Source organism: Microbacterium shimangi (assembly GCF_043556445.1).
Taxonomy (GTDB): Bacteria; Actinomycetota; Actinomycetes; order Actinomycetales; family Microbacteriaceae; genus Microbacterium.
Map to the genome: position 1 here is coordinate 13,798 of NZ_JBIGII010000011.1, position 19,185 is coordinate 32,982.

The window sequence follows — 19,185 nt, forward strand, 5'->3', positions numbered from 1 at the left end:
ATTTCAGCCTGAGTACGGTTGCGAAGCCGGGCGGAACCCGACGCCCCGCCCGCCCGGGCGCCGCCCCGCGTGGGAGGATGGGCGCATGCCGGAGATGCCGGAAGTTCAGGGCCTGGTCGAATTTCTCCGCGGGCGCGTCATCGGGGTGCAGCTGACGCGGGCGACCGTGACGGCGATCTCGGCACTCAAGACCTACGACCCCCCGACCTCGGCACTCGAAGGCGCCGCGGTCACGGGCATCGAACGGCGGGGCAAGTTCGTCGACATCGCCACCGACGCCGGGGCCCATCTGGTCTTCCACCTGGCCAAAGCCGGGTGGCTGCGCTGGTACGAGACGCTGCCCGCGACGGTGATCCGCCCGGGGAAGTCGGCGATAGCGCTGCGCGTCGGGCTCGCCGACGGGTCGGGCTTCGACCTCACCGAGGCGGGAACGAAGAAGTCGCTCGCGGTGTACATCGTGCGCGACCCCGCCGATGTGCCCGGGATCGCCCGGCTCGGGCCTGACCCGCTCGCAGCGGATTTCGACCGTGACGCGTTCGCGGCGCTGCTGGAGGGCCGCCGCACACAGATCAAGGGCGTCCTGCGCGACCAGTCGATCATCGCGGGGGTGGGGAACGCCTACTCCGACGAGATCCTGCATGCCGCGAAGATGTCTCCGTACGCCCTGGCTGCGAGCCTGGCCGACGATGAGGTCGACCACCTCTATCGCGCAATGGTCGACACGCTGACCGAGGCCATCACGACCGCCGCCGGCAAGCCTCCGGCCGACCTGAAAGACGCGAAGCGACGCGGCATGCGGGTGCACGGGCGACGTGGCGAAGCGTGCCCCGTCTGCGGGGGCGAGGTGAAGAGCGTGTTCTTCGCCGACAACTCCCTCGAGTACTGCCCGACCTGTCAGACCGGCGGGAAGATCCTCGCCGACCGACGGTTGTCGCGGCTACTGAAGTGACGCCGGGCGGCGGGAATGAATCCTGCCGGGGGGCGTTGACTAGAATCGCAAGCAACACACACGTGCTCCGGGGTCGGTGAGAATCCGAACCGGCGGTGACAGTCCGCGAACCCGCAATGCCCGAGAGGGCGCTGCGGGCTGATCCGGTGGGATTCCGGGACCGACGGTGATGCGACGAGAGATCGTCGTCAGTCCGGATGGGAGGAAGCACGCACGGTACGCCGTGCTGTCCCTTCTTCCTACCCGGATTCGCCGGAAGGAAGACAGACCGATGGCCACCACCGCCGAGCTCGAGGCTATGCGCCATGCGCTGAGCCTTGCCCGGCGCGGACCCCGAGGCGTCAATCCGCAGGTGGGAGCGGTCCTCCTCTCCCCCGCTGGCGACGTGCTCGCCGAAGGGTGGCATCGCGGCGCCGGCACGGCGCACGCCGAGGTCGACGCACTGTCGAAGCTCGCCGAGGGTGAAGCGCGCGGTGCGACCGCGATCGTCACGCTCGAGCCCTGCAATCACATCGGCCGCACCGGTCCCTGTGCCGTCGCGCTTCTCGACGCCGGCGTGGAACGGGTCGTCTACGCGATCGCCGACCCGAACGTTCCCGCGGCCGGCGGCGCGGAGCGCCTGCGCGCCGCCGGTGTCGAGGTCGAGGGCGGCGTGCTCGCCGACGACGCACGGACGCTGCTGGACGGCTGGCTCGCGGTGCAGCGACTGCGTCGTCCGCACGTGACCGTCAAGTGGGCGCAGAGCCTCGACGGCCGCGCCGCCGCCGCCGACGGCACCAGCCGGTGGATCACCGGGCCCGCTGCCCGCGAAGACGTGCACCGCCGCCGTGCACAGGCCGACGCGATCGTCGTGGGCACCGGCACGCTGCTCGCCGACGACCCCGCCCTCACCGCACGGCGGCCCGACGGGTCGCTCTACGACGCGCAGCCTATCCCCGTCGTGCTCGGCGCCCGCGCCATTCCCGACGACGCCGCGGTGCGGCAGCATCCGAAATCCGTCCTGCATCGCTCCGGCGAGAACCTCGGCGGTGAGAGCCCGAACGCGCCTTCGCTGCTCGAGGAGTTGCGCGAACTCGGAGTGCAGCGGGTGTTCGTCGAGGGCGGTCCGACGATCGCCTCCGCATTCCTCCGCGCAGACCTCGTCGACGAGGTCCTCGTCTACGTCGCCCCGACGCTGCTGGGCTCCGGAACCGAAGGCCGAGACCGTCCGGCCCTTCGCTACCTGGGCGTCGACACGATCGCATCCCAGCGACGCCTCGATGTCGCATCCGTCACACCCCTGGGCCCCGACCTTCTCGTCGTCGCCCACCCCGCCGCTGAAGGAGTCGTCTGATGTTCACCGGAATCGTCGAAGAGATCGGCACGGTGACCGCGGTCGCCCCCTCGGGTGACGGCGTGCGCCTGACGGTGAACGCCCCCAAAGCGGTGTCGGATGCGGCGCACGGAGACTCCATCTCGGTCAGCGGTGTCTGCCTCACGGTCGTCGATCAGGGCACCGACTGGTTCACCGCCGATGTGATGAAGCAGACCCTCGACATGTCGACCCTCGCGGGCGTCGCCGCGGGGCGCCCGGTCAACCTCGAACGTGCCACCGCCGCCCACGGGCGTCTCGGCGGCCACATCGTGCAGGGCCACATCGACGGCACGGGCGAGGTGCTCGAGGTGCGCCCCGGCGAGCAGTGGCGCGTCGTGCGTATCGGCATTCCCGCCGCCCTCGCACCGCTCGTCGTCGACAAGGGCTCGATCGCGGTCGACGGCATCTCTCTGACCGTCAGCGCCGTGAGCGCCGCCGACGAAGCGGCGCAATGGCTCGAGGTGTCGCTGATCCCCGAGACCCTCGAGGCGACAACCCTCGGCGGGGCGAAGGCCGGCGACCCCGTCAACCTCGAGACCGACATCCTGGCGCGCCACGTGCAGCGCCTGCTCGCCTTCTCCTCACCCACGGAATCCTCGAACGAAGGAGGCTCCCGATGAGCCTTGCCACCATCCCCGAGGCTCTCGACGCGCTCCGCGCCGGGCGGCCCATCATCGTCTCCGACGACGAGAACCGCGAGAACGAGGGCGACGTCGTGCTGTCGGCCGAGCGCGCGACGGCGGAGTGGATCGCGTGGACCGTGCGCTGGTCGAGTGGTTTCATCTGCGCTCCCATGCCCGCCGAGTGGGCCGACCGGCTCGATCTGCCGCCCATGGTCGAGGTGAACCAAGACGCTCGGGGCACCGCGTACACCGTCAGCGTCGATGCCGCCACGAACGTCACGACCGGCATCAGCGCGGCCGACCGGGCGCGCACGCTGAACGTGCTCGCCGATCCCGCTTCGGTTCCGACCAGCGTGCACCGGCCGGGCCACATCCTGCCGCTTCGCGCCGTCGAGGGCGGTGTTCGCGAGCGGAGCGGGCACACCGAGGCCGCCGTCGAGCTCATGCAGCTCGCGGGACTCTCTCCCGTGGGCGCGATCGCCGAGATCGTCGCCGAAGACGGCAGCATGATGCGTCTGCCGGGCCTCATCGAGCTCGGCGAGCGCGACAGCATCCCGGTCATCACCATCGAGCAGCTCATCGCCCACCTCGACGAGATCGCCCCGGCGACGGCATCATCCACCGACCGGCACAAACGCCGGGTGAGTCTTCGCGCCGAGGCACAGGTGCCCACGTCGCACGGCGAGTTCCGCTTTCTCGCGTACAAGGATCGCGTCACCGGCACCGACCACATCGCGGTCGTCTCGGGCGATCTGTCGACCGAGGCTCCGCTCGTGCGCGTGCACTCCGAATGCCTGACGGGCGAGGCGTTCGGGTCCCTCAAGTGCGAATGCGGTCCTCAGCTCGACGCGGCGCTCGACGCCATCGACAAGGAGGGCGGGGTCGTGGTCTACATGCGCGGGCACGAGGGCCGCGGCATCGGCCTCATCAACAAGCTCCGCGCATACAGCCTGCAAGAGCGCGGGCTCGACACGGTCGATGCGAACCTCGCACTGGGGCTCCCGGCCGACGCGCGCGACTACGCCGCTGCCGCCGGTATTCTCGCCGACCTCGGAATCGAGCGGGTGCGCCTGCTGACCAACAACACCGACAAGGTCTCGCAGTTGCGGCACCTCGGACTCGAGATCGTCGAGCAGGTTCCGCTCCTCGTGGGGGTCGGCCCGAACAACCACCAGTACCTCACGACCAAGCGGGATCGCATGGGGCACATCATCGCCGAGCAAGACCTGAGCGATGCCCTCGAGAAGATGAAAGAAGGAGCCGGCTCATGAGCGGCAAAGGAGCACCGACCACCACCGAACTGCGCGCCGAGGGGCTGACGGTCGTCGTCATCGCCGGCACCTGGCACGACGTGATCACCGACGGTCTGATCGAGGGTTCGCGACGGGTGCTCGATGCGGCCGGCGCCGACTGGAGACTGGTGCGGGTGCCCGGATCGTTCGAGCTGCCCGTCGCCGCGAAGGCGGCCTTCGAGGGCGGTGCCGACGCCGTGGTCGCGCTCGGCGTGATCATCCGCGGCGGCACCCCGCACTTCGAGTACGTTTCTTCGGCCGCCACCGACGGGCTGACCCGTGTGGCGATCGACGCGGGGCGCCCGGTCGGCTTCGGGGTGCTCACCCTCGACGACGAGCAGCAGGGACTGGATCGCGCCGGACTCGAAGGCTCGAAAGAAGACAAGGGCGCGGAAGCGGCGGATGCTGCGGTGCGCACTGCGCTCGTGCTGCGAGACCTGCGGGGCATCTGACCCGAAGGGAGGCGGATGCTACGCGGGCGCTTCTCCGCGCAGCATCCGCCTTCTTCGTGCTTCTGCTCGCGACGTCGCCGGAGCGGCGGGGCCGAATCGGCCACCGTGGATCTCGATCACCCGATCGGCGATGCGCGTGAGTTCGGGATCGTGCGTCGTGACCACCGCGGCCATGTTCTCGCGGTGCACCCGCTCGGCGATCAGCTGCATCACCGTCAGCGCACTCGCGCTGTCGAGCTGCGCCGTCGGCTCGTCAGCCAGGAGCACACGGGGGCGGTGCACGAGCGCACGGGCGATGGCGAGGCGTTGCTGTTGCCCGCCCGAGAGCTGGTCGGGGCGCTGGCCCGCGTGCGGGGTGAGTCCCACGGCGCCGAGGGCTTCGGCCACGCGCGCGTCGCGGTCGGCGACGGGGGTGCGGGCGATCCGCAACGGCAGTTCGACGTTCTCGGCCGCGGTCAGCATCTCGATGAGCGCGAAATCCTGCGCGATGAACCCGAGGGTCTCGGTCCGCACCCGTGCCGATTCCGGCTCCGCTGCGGTCCCGAGCTCTACTTTGTCGATCCATGCCGTTCCCGTGTCGGGGACGTCGAGGCCCGCGAGCAGGGTGAGAAGCGTGGTCTTCCCCGACCCCGACGGGCCGCGGACGACGACGACCTCGCCCGCGTACACCTCGAGGTCGATTTCGGCGAGCGCCACCGTCCGCGTGGGCCCGCTCCCGTAGGTGCGGCCCAGCCCTTCTGCGCGGACGACCGGGCCGCTCATCGCACGTCTCCGTCTGCCGCGTCGGTACCGGGGTGGATCTCGATATGCCTCTCCTCGAATCCGAGGCGCACCCGGTCGCGCAAGCCGAGGCGAGCGAGCTGGTCGTGGGGAAGCTGAAGCCGACCTGCGCGGTCGAGCACCACGAACTCCTCGGCGACACCCCGCTCGACCCCGCCCTCGTCGACGCGCGTCGAGCGCAGCACCTCGGTCGAGGTGCGTCCGTCTCGAATCTGCACCGTTCGGCGAACGTGATCGGCGACGTCGGGATCATGCGTGACGATGAGCACGGTCACCCCGCTTTCGGCGTTGACCGCGCGCATCGCAGCGAGAACCTGCTCGGAGCTGCGCTCGTCGAGCTCACCGGTGGGCTCGTCGGCGAACAGCACCTCGGGGTGGTTCACGAGCCCGACGGCGATGGCGGCCCGTTGGCGCTCGCCGCCCGTGACCTGAGCGGGCGAGCGTTCGGCGACATCGGCGATGCCGAGAAGCTGGACGACATCGTGCACCGCCTGCGCGCGGCGGCGACGCCCCCCTGACGCGAGCGACGCGGCCAGCTCGATGTTCTCCACGATCGTGAGCCCCTCGATGAAGTTGCGGGCGGTCTGTTGCCACACGAACCCCGCTGTCTCACGGCGGTACTTGGCGCGCTCGGCCGCATTCATCGCCATCAAGTCGTGCTCGCCGACCCTCACGCTTCCGGCGCTGGCTACGTCGAGGGCCGACAAGATGCCGAGAAGGGTGGATTTGCCCGACCCCGACGCGCCCACGATGGCAGTGAGCTCTCCGCGCTCGACCCGCAGGTTCAGCCCCTGAAGGGCCTGCACCTCGACGCCCGCGCCCCGGTAGATGCGCACGACGTCGGTGCATTCGATGAGATGCGGATGCTGCGTGATCATGAAGCTGCTCCGTTTCGGGCGGGTGCACGGCGGGATCGCCGCGCACCGGGGAGAGAGGCGAGGAGACCGGATGCGGTCAGGAAGACGGCGCCGCCCGCAACGGCGAGTGCCACGGCCGCCCAGGGGAACGGGGGCGCTGCGCGGAGGGCGAGGTCGGCGCCCGCGACCTGCGTGACGTCGGCGACAGAGGCGATCAGGGCGGAGACGGCGATGCCGACGACGCCTCCCGCGAGGGACCCCGCCAGGACGACGGGGACCACCTGCCACAGAACAGGGAGCGACCGCCCACGCGGTGGGAGTCCGAGGAGGCGCAACACCGCCCGCATCCGCGCGCGCTCGGCGCCACCCGCGGTGACAGAAGCGGCGACAGCCAGTGCCGCCAGCAGAATCGGAATGAGAGCGCCGGCGAGAAGCACCCCCGTGAGCATGACGGCGGCGGGACGAGCTGCCCCCGCCGCCCTCTCTTCCGAGACCACGAGCACGGTCGCATCGGGTCCGGCGATCTCGCGCAGCCGGTCGGCGACATCGGCGGGCGGATCACTCGTGAAGCGGATCAAAATGAAGCTCGACCGCCCGACGATCGGTCCGCCGAGCGTGCTGTCATCGACGAGCACCCACCGGCCGTCGGGCACGGGCAACGACGCATCGACGATGCGCGCCCTCAGGGCGACGGTGCTCGCTCCCCCGGTGTCCACTCCCTCGCTCTCGCCCGCGGCGATCCCCGCCCCGCCGATCTCGACCGCCCCGCTCAGCGCGTCCGACAGCGACGGGGCGGCGGCGACCTCGCCCGGCTGCAGCACGGGCAGGTCTGGACGCACGGGGTGCAGTGCGGCGGTGTCGGCGGCGAAGATCTCGGCCGCGCGCGACCTGCCGTCATCGGTCAGCCGTGCGGCATCGAGGGTCGACACCGTGACCGCGCTCTCGATCCCCGCGAGGGAACGGACGGCGTCGAGCGAGGGCTCGCCGCCGACGATGCGAGCGTCGGCTCCGACCGAATCCCGGGCCGCAACGGTCAAGGCATCGGCGAGGGTCTGACCGACGACCAGCGACGAGACGCACGCAGAGAGCGCCACCACGATGGCCACGAGCGGGGCGACCGCCGCGGGTCGCCGCGCCGCCCACGCCGCGGCGACGCTCGAGGCCGCAGACGCGGTTCGACGACGCGCTCGTTCGACGGCGACAAGGGCGAGCGGAAGCATCCGTGCCGCCCCGATGCCCCCGGCGATGCCTATCCATACCGGCGCCGAGACGACGAAAGGGTCGACGCTCGCGCCCGTCGCCGCGAACCCGCGAGCGGTGGTCAGACTCACCGCGGCTCCGACGCCCAGCACCGCGAAGAGGATGTCGGCGCCGACCCTGACCGGACGCCGCCAGGCCGGAGGAAGCGGCGTGGCCAGCAACGCACCCCCGAGGGTCGCTCCAACGGCGACGATGACCGGGGCCACGAGAGCGTCCGGGCCCACCGGCCCCGGAATTGCGGCGACCGCCACGATCGCACCGAGGGCAGCGCCCGGAATCACCGCGACAGCCGTCTCGACGGCACCGTCGACGAACGACCGTGTGAAGCCCGCCCCCCGTGCGGCGAGGAGCCTCCTGGCCGGTGCCCGGCGGTCTGCGAACGCGCCCGCCGCGATCCCCGCGGCCACGACGATCGCGCCGAAAGCCCCGGAGGAGAGGAGCCCGACGAGGGCCGAGGTGCTCGACTGCGCGGCGACGACCCGGTCGAGGATCGACGCGAGCCGCGAAGTGACGCTCAGACTCTGCCCATTGCTGAGCGTCGCGCCCCCGCTCACCGCCGCGCGGAGTTCGGTGCTCAGTGCCTCGACATCGGACGCGCGAAGGCTCTCGGCCGACACCTGGTACCACGCCGTCAGCTGCGCGCGAAGAACGAATCCATCGAGGACGCTGAGACTCTCGGGATCGATCCAGACCCCCGCGGTGAGGACGGTGCTGCCGTTCAGCAGGGGCTCTCGTGCAACGTCGAGGAACACGGCGCGGTGGACTCTGGCCACGGCGTCGCCCGGCGCGGGGTCGACGATGCCCGCGACCACGAGTTCGAGTCCGCCCGACGAGAACACGTGACCGACCGCGACCCCGAGCTCTTCCGCGACCGTTCGGGTGAGCGCGATTTCGAGGCGCCCGCCGCTGCTCGAGGCGGCGGGCAGATTGCCGTCAATGACGGATGCGGTGGTGAGCGCGTCACTGTCGACGCCGAGACGGAGCTTGACGACGTCGCCGCCAGGCCGGGGCTCGTCGATGTCGACGGCGTCGAGGACGACGTTCCACCCCCGCCCGCCGATGGCTCCGCCGAGGGGTTCGGCCAGCCGCGTCGGAAACGACCTCGCGACGCCCGACAGAGACTTGATGATCGCGTCGGCACCTTCGGCGTCTGCCCACTCGGTCGCGAGGACGATCTCGGCGGCCGAAGAACGCGTGGAATCGAGCGCGGCGGCCACACGCGCGTCATCGGCGATCGCGAGCGCGCGAGGCAGGCCCGAAGCGCCGGCGACCAACACGGCGATGAGCACCGCCGTCAAGACGAGCGGTGCGAGATGCGGGCCTATCCGGTGCGACAGGAGGCGGAGTCGGCGACTCATCCGACACCGCCCGGTCTGCTCGGTCGTGGCTCTCGCGAGGCGGCGAGCGCCACAACGACGGACAGGGCGCTGACGAAGACGGCGATCGAGGCCGCGAGGGTCGTGGAATCGATCACCGCGAGCGCCGGGCCGATGTTCTCGCTGACCGCCGCGCCTCGAACGAGCGAGGGAATGAGGACGAGGACGACCGTGCACCCGCCCACGCCGCCGAGTAGAAGGCCCGCGGCGACGACCGCCGTGCGCTCCACCACGCGTGCCGCGCGGCGAGTGCGGGCGCGCATGCCGATGCTCCGCAACGCTCTCGCCTCCGAGGCGAGCGAATCGCGCGCGGCGAGCGACACGGCCCCGGTACCGAGAAGCGCCAGGACGGCGGTTCCCCACGCGCCCCACCACATCGCGACGGGCGCGGCCTGAACGATGCCCCGCGCGGTGTCGACCGCCGTGCCATCGATGCGCACGGCGTCTGGCATGACCTCGCCCAACGCATCGGCCGCGTCCGCGGTGCCGTCGGCGGGGGCGATCCACGCCTGGGTGACGGCGGGCAGCTCATCCGACCAGGCCAGCGCGCCGACGAGCGGCCCCCAGGCGTCGATCATCACCGCCGCCGGGCGGGCGGCGCCCGGAACAGCCGGCGTGACCGCGGCGATCTCGACCGTGGTGTCGGTCGCCGACCACAGCGACAACGAGAACCGATCGCCCAGCGTCAACCCCGAAACCTCGAGGAACTCCGCCGAGACCACGACGGGCAACGGGCCGTCGTCGAATCCGGCGAAGAACCGCGCCCCCGCCTCGCCGGGCGGCAGGACGACCTCGAGCGCGCCAGATCCCTGGAGATCGAGCGAGACGGGTCGGGTGCCGATCGTGACAGCGGACCATCCGGCGACCGAAAGCACGCGGCCGCCCGCTTCGAGCCCGACGGTGAGACGGGTGCCGCCCCCTTGGCCGCCGTCGGCAATCGCCGGCGGAGGTGCGGCGACCTGCACGGCGAAGAGCTGCCACTGCGCAGCATCCGCCGGCACTTCGACCGTGGCCGTTCCCGCTGCGTCTGCCGCCGTGCTGTCGACCTCGACCACTTCGCCGTTCTCGTCACCGAGGAAGACCGTCGCGGTCATCGCCTCGGAGGAGCCCCCTCCGGTGAGGGTGAGCTCGACCGTGGTTCCCCCCTCGACCGTCCATCCGGGCAGCGTCGACGGCGCGAGGACACCCGCCCACTCCTCGCGCTGGGCAGGGGACCCGGCGGCGAGCTCGGCCACGGCAGGCGCCGTGAGCGCGAGGATCGACGCCGACTGCGCCGCGAAGAAGTCTTCGGTGGCACGAATGGGTGCGACAGTTTCGACCTCCGGCAGCGCCCCGACCGCGCGAAGCAGGTCGGAGTCGATCCCCAGCCCTCCCGCATCGAGTCGCAGCGCGGTTCCCCAGCGCGACGCGGCGACCGCGTCGTACCGCGCGGTCCACGACCCCGCGAACCCGGCCGCCACGATCAACTGCCCCAGCGCGAGCGCACACACGAGCAGCGGGGCAACCGATATCGCGCCTCGGCGAAACGCCCCGCGCGTCCAGAGTGCCGTGAAGGGCCCGAGGCGAGCGCCGACCACCCGTCCGGCCGGACGACGCACGACCGCCAGCAACATCACGCCCCCCACGACGAACGCCACGAGAGCCACCGCCGGTGCAAGGAAAGCCACGGGGGCGATACCGGCGGTCTCGAGAGCCGGATCGGCACCCTGACGCAACAACTGCCACCCCGAGAAGAGGGCGGCGGCGACCAGCAGCAGCAGGGCGGTGATGCCCACCGCCCTGCGCGATCGAACACGCTCGGTCGTTTCGGGTCTCTCGAGTGCACGCACCGACGAATACGCGTGGGCGGCCACGAGGGCGATGGCGACGGCCGCCGTCAACGCGGGCACGACCAGCACCGCGGCGCGCGAGACGTCGAGCGGCAGGTGCCCGGCAACCGCCAGGCCGCCGAGCGCTCCGCCGACGGCGCCGATGAGCATGGCCACCGCACTCGGAAGGGTCGCGTCGCTCAGCAGACGCCGGGTTCGCGCACCGCGTGACCACAGCAGACTCGTGCGCCGCCGGCCCCGGGCCGCCAGCAGCCGAGCGATCTCGTTGGCGGCGATCGCAGCGATCACCCCGGCGGCGGCGAGAGCGATCGGCGCCGCGCTCCGCAGCGCACCGGCCTGGCCCGATACGGCGAGCGCCGTGGGGACGAGGCTTCCCGAGAGCTCGGTGTCAGACGGGTCGGCTCCCGCTTCGGAGAGCGTCGCGCGCATCTGCCGCCAAGCGGCGGGTACGGCGTCCAGAGCCGCGGCCGTCACCGCGTCGGCGCGGGGTTGCACGACCCACTGCGCGAGACCCTCGCCATCGGGCTCGGCGCGGGTCACGTCGAGGGTGAGGCCCGCACCGTTCGGGCCCAGCGTGGACGCCAGGGCCTCGCGGACGGCACGGTCTTGCTCACCCGGGTCATCGGTGACCGGCAGCCCGATCGTGAGCGTCACGTCAGCGCCGCGGGCCGTCGCGATGGCGGTCTGCGCGAGCGTGTCGACGGCGTCGCTCACGGCGAGCGGCAGCACGACGGCGAGGAATGCCGAGACCGCGATGACCGCCCCCGCCGCCGCTTCCAGCGCGCGGCGCGGGAGAAACGAAGCGGTGTGCACGAATTCTCCGTCGACTCGATGACTCACCGCACGATAGTGGTCTTGCGCGCACCGCGCGAGTCATGAGGCCTCCGCGGGCCAGACCCCGCGGTCGTGCGCGCGTAAGATGAGAGATCGTGCGTCGGCGACCAGACCGCCGCACACAGGTGACCCGGCGTCGAACCCGGCGCAGACACCGCGCCGCCATCCGCCCACCGCGACGCATCGCCGAACGAGCGTCTCTCCGCGTTGACCGACAGGCTTTTCCGTGACCACCTCTGCATCCCCTACCGCTCCGACGGCCTCGGCTCCCGCGAACCCGCGCTCACGGGTCATCGCCGCGAGTCTCGTCGGGACGACGATCGAGTTCTACGACTTCTACGTCTACGCGACCGCGGCCGTCCTCGTCTTCCCGATCCTCTTCTTCCCCACCGGCAACGACACGACCGCGCTTCTGCTGTCGTTCAGCATCTTCGGGGCCGCGATGATCGCGCGTCCGGTCGGCGCTGTCGTGTTCGGCCACTTCGGCGATCGCTTCGGCCGCAAGGCGACGCTCGTCGCGTCGCTCCTCACCATGGGTGTCGCCACTTTCTTGATCGGGTGCCTGCCGACCTTCGACGTGCTCGGACCGTGGGCGGCTGTGCTGCTGCTCGTGATGCGCCTCGCGCAGGGCTTCGCGCTCGGCGGCGAATGGTCGGGCGCGGCCCTGGTCGCCACCGAGAATGCCCCGAAGGGTAAGCGCGCCTGGTACGGCACGTTCCCGCAGCTCGGCGCCCCGATCGGCTTCATCATCGCCAACGGAGTCTTCCTCCTGATCAACTTCGCACTGCCGCACCCCGACGGCGCCGGTCAGCGCTCCGAGGAGTTCCTCGCGTGGGGATGGCGTGTGCCGTTCCTCTTCTCCGCCGTCATGGTGATCGTCGGTCTCTGGGTGCGACTGCGGCTCGTCGAGTCGGAGTCGTTCGCGAAGGCGGAGAAGAAGGGTGCGACTGCGGCTCGTCGAGTCGGAGTCGTTCGCGAAGGCGGAGAAGAAGGGTGCGATCCGCAAGTTCCCGCTGGGCGTCGTGCTGCGTCACCACTGGAAGGCGCTCATCCTCGGCACCTTCATCATGCTCGCCACCTACGTGCTGTTCTACCTGATGACGAACTTCACGCTGTCGTACGGCACGAAGGCCGCCAGCCTCGAAACGGCGGCCGCCGCGGCCCAGGCCGCGGCCAACAACGGCGGCGCACCGTACGACGAGGCGGCGTTCGCCGCGCAGTTCTACCCGGGGCTCGGGTTCGGCTACACCGACTTCGTCATCATGCAGATCATCGGCGTGATCTTCTTCGGCATCTTCACCTTGCTCTCCGGACCCCTGGCAGACTCGATCGGTCGGCGCCGCCTGCTCCTGTGGGTGACCGGTCTCATCATCGTGTTCGGACTCACCTTCTCGGTCTTCCTGTCGCCGCAGGCCGACCCGAAGTTCACCGGTGCGCTCACCCAGGCGTTCCTCGTGCTCGGCTTCATGATCATGGGTGCGACCTTCGGGCCGATGGGCGCTCTGCTGCCCGAGCTGTTCCCCACCAACGTCCGCTACACGGGCTCGGCGATCTCGTACAACGTGTCGTCGATCCTCGGCGCCGCGCTGGCACCGATCGTCGCACTCGGGCTGTGGCAGCTCGGCGGCGGCAACCCCTGGCTCGTGGGCGTCTATCTCTCGGCGATGGGAGTGCTGACCTTCATCGCGCTTCTGCTGTCGAAAGAGACGAAGGACCTCGATTACAACGAGAACCTCGGGGTCAGCTCGACCGCGTCGGAGTAGAGCCGAACGGGGGCGGATGCTGCGCGGTCTCGCCACCGCGCAGCATCCGCCTCTCTCTTGTCCCGTCCGAAGCGACCCGACAGGCCGCACGCACGAAGTACGGTCGAAGGGACGAACCCGACGACGAACGAACGAGGTACCGGCATGTCCACCCCCGCCCGCATCGGCCGTGGCCGCCGCGCCCCCGAAGAAGGCCCCCGGGCGAGCTTCCGCCAGCTGCTGCCGTTCTTGTTCGAGCACAAGAAGGTGCTCGTGGTCGTCGCCCTCCTCAGCGTGGTCGGTGCCGCCACGACCCTGGCGCAGCCCTTGCTCGTCGGGCAGGTCATCGATCTGGTGCAGAACGGCGACACCCTGGGATCGCTCGTGTGGGTGATCGTGGCACTGGTGGTGGTGTCGTCGGTCATCTCGGGATACCAGCACTACCTGTTGCAGCGCACCGGCACGGCCGTCGTCTACTCGAGTCGGCGCAAGCTCATCGCCCGGATCCTGCACCTCCCGATCAGCGAGTTCGACGCCCGCCGCACCGGAGACCTCGTCTCTCGCGTGGGAACCGACACCACCCTGCTGTACGCCGTCTTGACCCAGGGACTCGCCGACAGCGTCGGCAGCGCCCTGATCTTCGTCGGCGCGATCATCGCCATGGCGATCATCGACCCCGTGCTGCTCGTCCTCATCGTCGTCGTCATCGGGGTGTCGATCACCGGTGTGACCCTCCTGTCGGGGCGCATCCGCAAGGCCACCGCGACACAACAGGAGAAAGTCGGCGAGCTCGCCTCGGGAGTCGAGCGCGCCGTGGGCTCGATCCGCACCGTGCGCGCCTCGGGCGCCACCGAGCGCGAGGCGGAGCAGATCACGGGCGTCGCCGCTGAGGCGTACGGCATCGGGGTCCGCATCGCGAAGGTCTCGGCACTCGTCGTGCCGATCGCGGGCGTCGCCATGCAGGTCTCACTGCTCGTCGTCCTGGGCGTCGGCGGGTTCCGTGTGGCCGACGGAGCGATCTCGATCGCGTCGCTCGTGACCTTCGTGATGTTCCTCTTCTTCCTCGTCGGTCCGCTCGGCACCTTCTTCGGCGCGATCACCTCGGTGAACCAGGCGCTGGGCGCCCTCGGCCGCATCCAAGAGGTCATCGACCTGCCCGTCGAGGCCCAGAACGACGCGGCGATCGCAGCGCGCGTGGCCCAGGATGCTCTGCCCGCAACCGGTGATCCCGGTACGGCGATCGAGTTCCGCGACGTGCACTTCGCCTACCCCGAGCACGTGGTCGCTGCCCGCCGCAAGGCGGAGACCGAGGCGATCGCCGCTCTCGAGAGCGCGCACCTCGACACCACGGCCATCGAGCTTCCGAGTGACCCGGCGACCCCGCACGTGACCGACGGCGAAGTACTGCGCGGGGTGTCGTTCCGCGTGCCGCGCGGCGCGCGCGTGGCACTCGTGGGGCCCTCGGGCGCCGGAAAGAGCACGACCCTCTCGCTGATCGAGCGGTTCTACGACCCGACCGAGGGGGCGATCCTCCTCGACGGCGTCGACGTGCGGGCGCTGGATCGTGACGAACTGCGCGGCCGCCTCGGATACGTCGAGCAGGACGCACCGACCCTCGCTGGAACGATCGCCGAGAATCTGCGGCTCGCTTCGCCCGCAGCATCCGATGCCGACATCGAGCGCGTGCTGCACGAGGTCAACCTCGGCGACGTGCTCGCCCGCAACCCCCTCGGCGTGGACGCGCCCGTCGGCGAAGCGGGCGTGATGCTCTCGGGCGGCGAGCGCCAGCGCCTCGCCATCGCCCGAGCCCTGCTCGCGGCGCCGCCGATTCTGCTCCTCGACGAGTCGACCTCGTCGCTCGACGGGCTCAACGAGCAGCGCATGCGCGACGCGATCGACGCGGTCGCCGCGGGGCGCACGCTCATCGTGATCGCACACCGCCTCTCCACCGTCGTCGACAGCGACATCATCGTCGTGCTCGAAGACGGTCGTGTCGTCGGGCAGGGCACGCACTCCGAACTCGTCGAGTCGACCCCCCTGTACCGGGACCTCGCCCGGCACCAACTGCTGGTCTGAGCCGCCCCGGCCCGCCGACCCCGGCCCGCTCGGGCGCCGGCGCCACCCTCCCCCGCACTAACTCAGGCTGAAAGATGAGGGCGGTCGCGACTTCCCCGCGAATCCGGGGGTCGCTGCACGGCGGCATCGCACTCAGCCTGAGTTAGTGCGAACGACGGCCGCGCCAGCGGCGGCGCGCAGCACGAGCGGCACCCCGATGTGCAGCTCGCACCGCCGCGCGGCTGGGCGCCGCACCCTCGCACGGCCGGGCGCCGCACCGCCGCACGGCAGGGCGCCGCACCGCCACTCGGCCGGGCGCCGCCCGCCTCAGGACGCAGCGCGGAGGCGGTAGCGCAGGGCAGACAGCTCGGACTGCAGGGCGGCGGGGATGCGTCCGTCGAAGCTCGCGTAGAAGTCCTCGGTGAGGTCGGCCTCCTGCAGCCACGACGCGGGGTCGATCTCGAACAGCTGGGCGAGGTCGGCGGCGGGCAGATCGAGGCCGGCGAGGTTCAGGTCGGCGGTGTCGGGGATGCGCCCGATCGGGGTGCTGACCGCGGGGACGCTGCCGTCGATGCGGCGGATGATCCAGTCGATCACGCGCGCATTCTCACCGAAACCCGGCCAGAGGAAGCCGCCGTCGGCGCCCTTTCGGAACCAGTTGACCTGGAAGATCCGCGGTGCGCGGTCGAACCGCAGATTCTCGCCGACGTTGAGCCAGTGGGCGAAGTAGTCCGCCATGTTGTATCCGCAGAACGGCAGCATCGCGAACGGGTCTCGGCGCAGCTCGCCGACGGTGCCCTCGGCCGCGGCGGTCTTCTCCGACGAGATCGTCGATCCGAGGAACACGCCGTGCGCCCAGTCAGTGGCCTCGAGGACGAGCGGCACGTTGGTCGCCCGGCGCCCGCCGAAGATGATCGCGTCGAGCGGCACCCCTTCGGGAGCCTCCCAGTCGTCCGCGATCTGCGGGCACTGCGCCGCGGGCACGGTGAACCGCGAGTTCGGGTGCGCGGCGGGGCGCCCCGACTCGGGCGTCCACGGCTCGCCGCGCCAGTCGGTGAGGTGCGGGGGTGCTTCGTCGGTGAGGCCCTCCCACCAGACATCCCCGTCGGGGCGGAGGGCGACATTGGTGAAGATGGTGTTGCCCCAGAGGGTCTCCACCGCGGCGACGTTGGTCGACTCTCCCGTGCCCGGCGCGACACCGAAGAATCCGGCCTCGGGGTTGATCGCCCACATTCGGCCGTCGGCGCCGGGGCGGATCCAGGCGATGTCGTCGCCGAGGGTCTCGACCCTCCAGCCCGGGATCGTCGGGCGGAGCATCGCGAGGTTCGTCTTGCCGCACGCCGACGGGAACGCTGCGGCGAGGTGGAACGCGCGCCCGGCCGGGTCGATCACGCGAATGAGCAGCATGTGCTCGGCGAGCCATCCCTCGTCGCGTCCGATCACCGAGGCGATCCGCAGGGCGAAGCACTTCTTCGCCAGGATCGCGTTGCCGCCGTAACCCGAACCGAACGACCACACTTCGAGCGTGTCGGGGAAGTGCACGATGTACTTCTCGTCGTTGCAGGGCCACGCCGCATCCGCCTCCCCCGGCGCGAGCGGCGCGCCGACGGAGTGCACCGTGCGCACCCAGGGTGCGCCGTTCTCGATCTCGCGCAGCACCGCCGTACCGACGCGCGTCATGATGCCGATCGAGGCGACGGCGTAGGCGCTGTCGGTGAGCTGCACGCCGATGTGCGAAAGGGGTCCGCCGATGGCGCCCATCGAGAACGGCACGACGTAGAGGGTGCGACCGCGCATCGACCCCGCGAACAGCCCGTCGAGGGTGCGGCGGATCTCGTCGGGGGCGACCCAGTTGTTGGTCGGACCGGCGTCTGCTTCGTCTTCGGAAGCGATGAAGGTGCGCGCCTCGACGCGGGCGACGTCGCCGGGGTGCGTGCGGGCGAGGTACGACCCGGGCCGCCACTCCGGGTTGAGCTTGATGAGCTTGCCCTCGTCGACCAGTTCGCGCATGAGCGCGTGGTGCTCGACGGCGCTTCCGTCGACCCAGTGCACCCGGTCGGGCTGCGTGAGGGCGACGACCTCGTCGACCCAGAGCGTCAGCTCAGCCAGGCCCGGCGACGCCGAAGCGGGCTGCCGCGAGGCTGCGGGCACCGAGGGAGGGGTGAGGGTGTCGGCGATGGCCATGCGAGCTCCTTCGTTCAGAACGGGGTTCTTCATCCAGATTCGCGCCTATGGCCATGACTTTCACGATCGGATGCTGATAAGAATCGCGCATCTTTCGCTATCCTCAAGGAATGACTCCGCCGATGTTCGAGCTGTCGACCTTGGGCCACCGCATCCGCCACCAGCGCCTCACCCGCGGGTTGACCCTCGACGAGCTCGGCGCGCAGGTCGGGGTCGCCGGCAGCCAGCTCAGTCTCATCGAGAACGGCAAGCGCGAACCGAAGCTCTCGCTGCTGCAGGAGATCGCCCGCGCGACCTCGACCGAGCTTTCAGAGCTGCTGTCGGCGGATCCGCCCAACCGTCGCGCCGCGCTCGAGATCGAACTCGACCGGGTGCAGGCGAGTCCCGTCTTCCGTCAGCTCGGGCTCCCGCCCGTGAAAGTCACGAAGGGCATGACCGACGACACGATCGAGACCGTCCTGGGTCTTCATCGCGAACTGCAGCGACGCGAGCGCGAGGCCATCGCCACACCCGAAGAGGCGCGGCGTGCGAACACCGAGCTGCGGCTGCGCATGCGGGCCGACGACAACTACCTGCCCGAGGTCGAGAAGCTCGCCGAGAAGCAGCTCAAGAGCGCCGGGCACGTCTCTGGCGCCCTCACCCACCGCACCGTCAGCATCATGGCCGAGCAGCTCGGTTTCGAGCTGCTCTACGTCGACGACCTGCCCTACTCCGCTCGCTCGGTCACCGATCTCGAGAACGGCCGCATCTACCTTCCGCCCGCCTCGATCCCCGGTGGCCACGGCCTGCGTTCCATGGCGCTGCAGGCGATGGCGCACCGGCTGCTCGGGCACCGACCGCCGACCGACTACGCAGACTTCCTGCAGCAGCGCCTCGAGATCAACTACTTCGCCGCCTGCTGCCTGATGCCCGAGAGCAATTCGGTCGCATTCCTGCAGCAGGCGAAGAAAGACCGCGACCTGGCCGTCGAAGATTTCCGCGACGCGTTCGGTGTCACCCACGAGGCGGCGGGCATGCGGATGACGAACCTGCTGACGCGCCACCTCGGCATCGCGCTGCACTTCTTGCGGGCCGACGGGTCGGGCGCGATCTCGCGGGTCTACGAGAACGACGGGCTGCCGCTTCCGGCCGACGTCACCGGCGCCGTCGAGGGCCAGCGCGTCTGCCGGCGCTGGTCGGCGCGCACCGCCTTCTCCGAGAAGAACCGCACCACCGAGCACTACCAGTACACCGACACCCCCGCCGGCACGTTCTGGTGCTCGACGCAGACCGGCACCACCTCCGACGGGGACTTCTCGATCACGGTCGGCGTGCCCTTCGACGACGCACGCTGGTTCCGCGGCCGAGAGACGCAGACGCGCGCGGTGTCGCACTGCCCCGATGAGTCGTGCTGCCGCAGGCCTCCCGCTGAGTCGGCGACGAGGTGGGCGGGCAAGGCCTGGCCCAGCGCCCGCGTGCACCGCCACATGTTCTCGCCGCTCCCCCGCGGCGACTTCCCCGGGGTGGACGACACCGAGGTCTACGCCTTTCTCGACCGGCACGCCTGACCGGTTTCGGCAGCGCCGTCGCCCGCGCACGACGGCGCTGCAGCCCGGGCG

At 70.8% G+C, this 19,185-nt stretch carries 12 protein-coding genes, 1 pseudogene and 1 riboswitch; of the genes and pseudogenes, 8 read left to right on the forward strand and 5 right to left on the reverse strand.

All coding sequences use genetic code 11. The annotated features are described in order from the left end of the window. Positions 1 to 85 precede the first annotated feature (85 nt). The 5 genes from ACFXQA_RS14880 to ribH all read left to right on the forward strand — a co-directional run bounded on the left by ACFXQA_RS14880 (position 86) and on the right by ribH (position 4,670). Positions 86 to 949, forward strand: coding sequence for an Fpg/Nei family DNA glycosylase (locus tag ACFXQA_RS14880; protein ID WP_394520667.1), 864 nt, complete (start codon positions 86 to 88; stop codon positions 947 to 949). A gap of 59 nt (positions 950 to 1,008) precedes the next feature. Next, a riboswitch (FMN riboswitch) is annotated at positions 1,009 to 1,163 on the forward strand. Positions 1,164 to 1,220: 57 nt separating this feature from the next. After that, positions 1,221 to 2,282 carry a bifunctional diaminohydroxyphosphoribosylaminopyrimidine deaminase/5-amino-6-(5-phosphoribosylamino)uracil reductase RibD gene (ribD, locus tag ACFXQA_RS14885; RefSeq protein ID WP_394520668.1) on the forward strand — a complete coding sequence of 354 codons (1,062 nt, stop codon included), beginning with the start codon at positions 1,221 to 1,223 and terminating at the stop codon, positions 2,280 to 2,282. Next, the gene (locus ACFXQA_RS14890; protein ID WP_394520670.1) at positions 2,282 to 2,923 is read left to right on the forward strand and encodes a riboflavin synthase; all 642 of its coding nucleotides are present in this window, start codon (positions 2,282 to 2,284) and stop codon (positions 2,921 to 2,923) included. Before ribD ends, ACFXQA_RS14890 begins: the two co-directional genes overlap by 1 nt. Continuing rightward, positions 2,920 to 4,197: a GTP cyclohydrolase II gene (ribA, locus tag ACFXQA_RS14895; RefSeq protein WP_394520671.1), complete on the forward strand. Its 1,278-nt coding sequence runs from the start codon at positions 2,920 to 2,922 to the stop codon at positions 4,195 to 4,197. The genes ACFXQA_RS14890 and ribA overlap by 4 nt, the downstream gene beginning before the upstream one ends. Further along, the gene (ribH, locus tag ACFXQA_RS14900) at positions 4,194 to 4,670 is read left to right on the forward strand and encodes a 6,7-dimethyl-8-ribityllumazine synthase (RefSeq protein WP_394520672.1); all 477 of its coding nucleotides are present in this window, start codon (positions 4,194 to 4,196) and stop codon (positions 4,668 to 4,670) included. The genes ribA and ribH overlap by 4 nt, the downstream gene beginning before the upstream one ends. Positions 4,671 to 4,688: 18 nt before the next feature. Here the strand turns inward: ribH and ACFXQA_RS14905 are convergent, their stop codons facing one another. Genes ACFXQA_RS14905 through ACFXQA_RS14920 form a run of 4 tightly spaced genes read right to left on the reverse strand, consistent with a single transcriptional unit; the run spans position 4,689 to position 11,612 of the window. Continuing rightward, complete coding sequence (locus ACFXQA_RS14905) at positions 4,689 to 5,432, reverse strand: ABC transporter ATP-binding protein (protein ID WP_394520673.1); 744 nt, start codon at positions 5,430 to 5,432, stop codon at positions 4,689 to 4,691. Further along, positions 5,429 to 6,328 (reverse strand): ABC transporter ATP-binding protein, encoded by a 900-nt coding sequence (locus ACFXQA_RS14910; RefSeq protein WP_394520674.1) that lies wholly within the window; start codon positions 6,326 to 6,328, stop codon positions 5,429 to 5,431. The genes ACFXQA_RS14905 and ACFXQA_RS14910 overlap by 4 nt, the downstream gene beginning before the upstream one ends. Next, the gene (locus ACFXQA_RS14915) at positions 6,325 to 8,925 is read right to left on the reverse strand and encodes an FtsX-like permease family protein (RefSeq protein ID WP_394520675.1); all 2,601 of its coding nucleotides are present in this window, start codon (positions 8,923 to 8,925) and stop codon (positions 6,325 to 6,327) included. The genes ACFXQA_RS14910 and ACFXQA_RS14915 overlap by 4 nt, the downstream gene beginning before the upstream one ends. Next, complete coding sequence (locus tag ACFXQA_RS14920; RefSeq protein ID WP_394520677.1) at positions 8,922 to 11,612, reverse strand: hypothetical protein; 2,691 nt, start codon at positions 11,610 to 11,612, stop codon at positions 8,922 to 8,924. Before ACFXQA_RS14920 ends, ACFXQA_RS14915 begins: the two co-directional genes overlap by 4 nt. Positions 11,613 to 11,832: 220 nt before the next feature. Between ACFXQA_RS14920 and ACFXQA_RS14925 the strand changes: the two are divergent. Continuing rightward, a pseudogene (locus ACFXQA_RS14925) lies at positions 11,833 to 13,369 on the forward strand (MFS transporter). Between the two features lie 144 nt (positions 13,370 to 13,513). Further along, the gene (locus tag ACFXQA_RS14930) at positions 13,514 to 15,424 is read left to right on the forward strand and encodes an ABC transporter ATP-binding protein (RefSeq protein WP_394520678.1); all 1,911 of its coding nucleotides are present in this window, start codon (positions 13,514 to 13,516) and stop codon (positions 15,422 to 15,424) included. A gap of 306 nt (positions 15,425 to 15,730) precedes the next feature. Here ACFXQA_RS14930 and ACFXQA_RS14935 read toward each other — a convergent pair whose 3' ends face one another. Beyond that, complete coding sequence (locus tag ACFXQA_RS14935; RefSeq protein ID WP_394520679.1) at positions 15,731 to 17,587, reverse strand: phosphoenolpyruvate carboxykinase (GTP); 1,857 nt, start codon at positions 17,585 to 17,587, stop codon at positions 15,731 to 15,733. A 110-nt stretch (positions 17,588 to 17,697) separates the two neighbouring features. On the opposite strand from ACFXQA_RS14935, the gene ACFXQA_RS14940 reads away from it, so the two are divergent. After that, entirely contained in the window at positions 17,698 to 19,134 is a 1,437-nt protein-coding gene (locus ACFXQA_RS14940; RefSeq protein WP_394520680.1) for a helix-turn-helix domain-containing protein, read from the forward strand. Positions 19,135 to 19,185: the final 51 nt, after the last annotated feature.